The sequence below is a fragment of the Stieleria sp. genome, from assembly GCF_041595215.1.
GTDB classification, from domain to species: Bacteria; Planctomycetota; Planctomycetia; order Pirellulales; family Pirellulaceae; genus Stieleria; species Stieleria magnilauensis.
In genome coordinates this window covers 1-2,176 of the sequence record NZ_JBFHKV010001280.1, presented here as the reverse complement: position 1 = coordinate 2,176, position 2,176 = coordinate 1, and the positions used below count along the sequence as shown (strand labels likewise).

3 protein-coding genes are annotated in these 2,176 nt (G+C 59.4%); 1 reads left to right on the top strand and 2 read right to left on the bottom strand.

Annotated features, from left to right (window positions below):
* On the top strand, window positions 1-348 hold a 348-nt coding region (locus ABX749_RS30545; protein WP_372899363.1), incomplete at its 5' end, for a DUF1559 domain-containing protein.
* Here ABX749_RS30545 and ABX749_RS30540 read toward each other — a convergent pair.
* Together ABX749_RS30540 and pyk are read right to left on the bottom strand one after the other, a co-directional pair.
* Entirely contained in the window at window positions 345-1,307 is a 963-nt protein-coding gene (locus ABX749_RS30540) for an oxidoreductase family protein (RefSeq protein ID WP_372899362.1), read from the bottom strand. The genes ABX749_RS30545 and ABX749_RS30540 overlap by 4 nt on opposite strands.
* Window positions 1,304-2,176: pyruvate kinase (pyk, locus tag ABX749_RS30535; RefSeq protein WP_372899361.1), on the bottom strand; the 873-nt coding region annotated here is incomplete at its 5' end. The genes ABX749_RS30540 and pyk, both read right to left, overlap by 4 nt.

Below are 2,176 nucleotides of genomic sequence, written 5' to 3'. Positions count from 1 at the left end.
TTCCTCAACAGCGCTCTCCGCTTCGCCCAGATCACCGACGGGTCAAGCAACACGATCATGGTCGGCGAACACCTCGGCGACCAAGACGCCTTGGGCTGGATCACCGGAACCCGCGCGACCTTGCGCAACACCGGGGAATTCGTCGAAAGGAGCTACAACGACCTGATGAATCAAGAACTGGGTGCCCTGGAAGTCGGCGGCTATGACAGCTATCACGCCGGCGGAGGAAACTTCGCCATGGCCGATGGTTCAGTCACCTTCCTGACCCACGGCATCGACGAACAGGTCTACCGCTACCTCGGCAACCGTGCCGATGGCGAGTTGATCGACGAAACCGATCGCTATTAACCCAAGACGCGATCGACCATACGTCGGCTGTAACCGGTCAGCTTGGGATGCGTCGCGCACCAGCCGCACAAAAACCGATGAAAGTCGGCCCAAGCCCAAGGGAACAGCGACCGCCATTCCCGCTCCAGGTCGTCGGCGGTCGATGCATCGAGCCGTGAATGCAACACGTCGAAATAGACGTCCAAACATTCCGCCTCGCGACGGTCACATTGCTCGTCGCTCAAACAGCTGCCCATCAGGTACGCCACGTCCTTCATCCCGCAACCGCCGCCGACGTATTGAAAGTCCACCGCGGCGACGCTGTCGTGAAGATCGCCGAAACAAAAGTTGGCGACTTTGGCGTCCCCGTGCACCAGGGTCTGGAAACGACTCGCTGACAAACGGGCATCGATCTTGGCGGCCGCGTTCTTGAGCGGACCGGCTTGCATCGCAGACCATTCGTCCGGCCGGGTTTTCAAATGCCAGTACGTTCCGGTTTCCCACAACCCGCTCGGGACTCGTCCCAGGAACGTCGCGTGAAAATTCGCCAGCCAACCGAGACAGGCATGCAGCTGCGCATCGGTCAGCCGCCCGCAACGACTCGGGAAACCGGCCGCGTCCAGATCTTCCAACACCAAAACTCGGCCGCCGGCGAACGACTCGATCGCGTAGCATGCCGGGACGCGACAGCGTGAATCGCACGCGCGACTCCAATCGCGATACCAATTCGTTTCGACTTCGTAAGACCGCAACTTACGTGTGTGTGAAACATCACCGGACCAGCCCCGTGGATTGGCAACGCCGAAGCCCGGCGGGGCGATGTGTTTGACGATCACCGATGACGGCACGTCGTCGCCGCGCAGCGTCATCCGCAGGATTTGCCCATACCCGCTCCACAGCGATTGGATCGACTCGGTGGCGTTCACCCCATCGGCGCCCAACATCCGACAGACGAACGACTGAAGTTCCTGTTCGTTCATTCCACTGTATGAACGACAACAGAATTGTGCGCATTCTCGGTCACGCCGCTGCCGCTGACAAACACGATGCGATCGCCGGTCTTGAGATAGCCCTTGCCTTTGGCCCAATCACACACCTCGGCGCGGATCATCGCGGGATGTTCCATCTGTGACACCTTACGCGGTTTGATGCCCCAAAACAGGTTGATCCGTCGCAGGGTTGCCGGACAGTCGCTGACGCCCAGGGTCGGAATCAAGCTGCGCGATTTACTTTTGACCCAGGCCGTCCCGCCGCTCTTGGTGGCGATGATGATCATCGCGGCACCGATCGCTTCGGCGATATTGGTCGCCGCGTAGGTAACCGCCGTGGTGATCGGATGCACGCGGTTGCTGATCGCGCGATCGGACATGTCATGCCGCAGCGATTTCTCGGTGAACTGCATGATGCGACTCATCATTTGCACCGCTTTGACTGGATGGTCCCCCACCGCCGTTTCACCGCTCAACATGCACGCGTCGGCACCATCCAGAATCGCGTTGGCCACATCGCTCGCTTCGGCACGCGTCGGTCGCGCGCTGTGGTGCATCGATTCCAACATCTGTGTCGCGACGATGACGGGTTTGATTTTCTCCTTGCAAACATCAATGATCCGCTTTTGCGCCAGCGGGGTTTCGGCGACATCGATTTCGACGCCCAAGTCACCGCGCGCGACCATGATTCCGTCGGCAGCATCGACGATCTCTTCCAGATTCTCCATCGCTTCGGGTTTTTCGATCTTGGCGATCACCAACGCCTCACAATCATGCGCCGACAAAACACTCTTGAGCGAATAGACGTCTTCGGCGGTACGCACAAACGAAAGACTGATGAAATCGATCTCGTGATCCGC

Coding starts and splice junctions, on each gene's coding strand:
- ABX749_RS30540 (WP_372899362.1), bottom strand. CDS start 1,307: ATGAACGAACAGGAACTTCAGTCGTTCGTCTGTCGGATGTTGGGCGCC.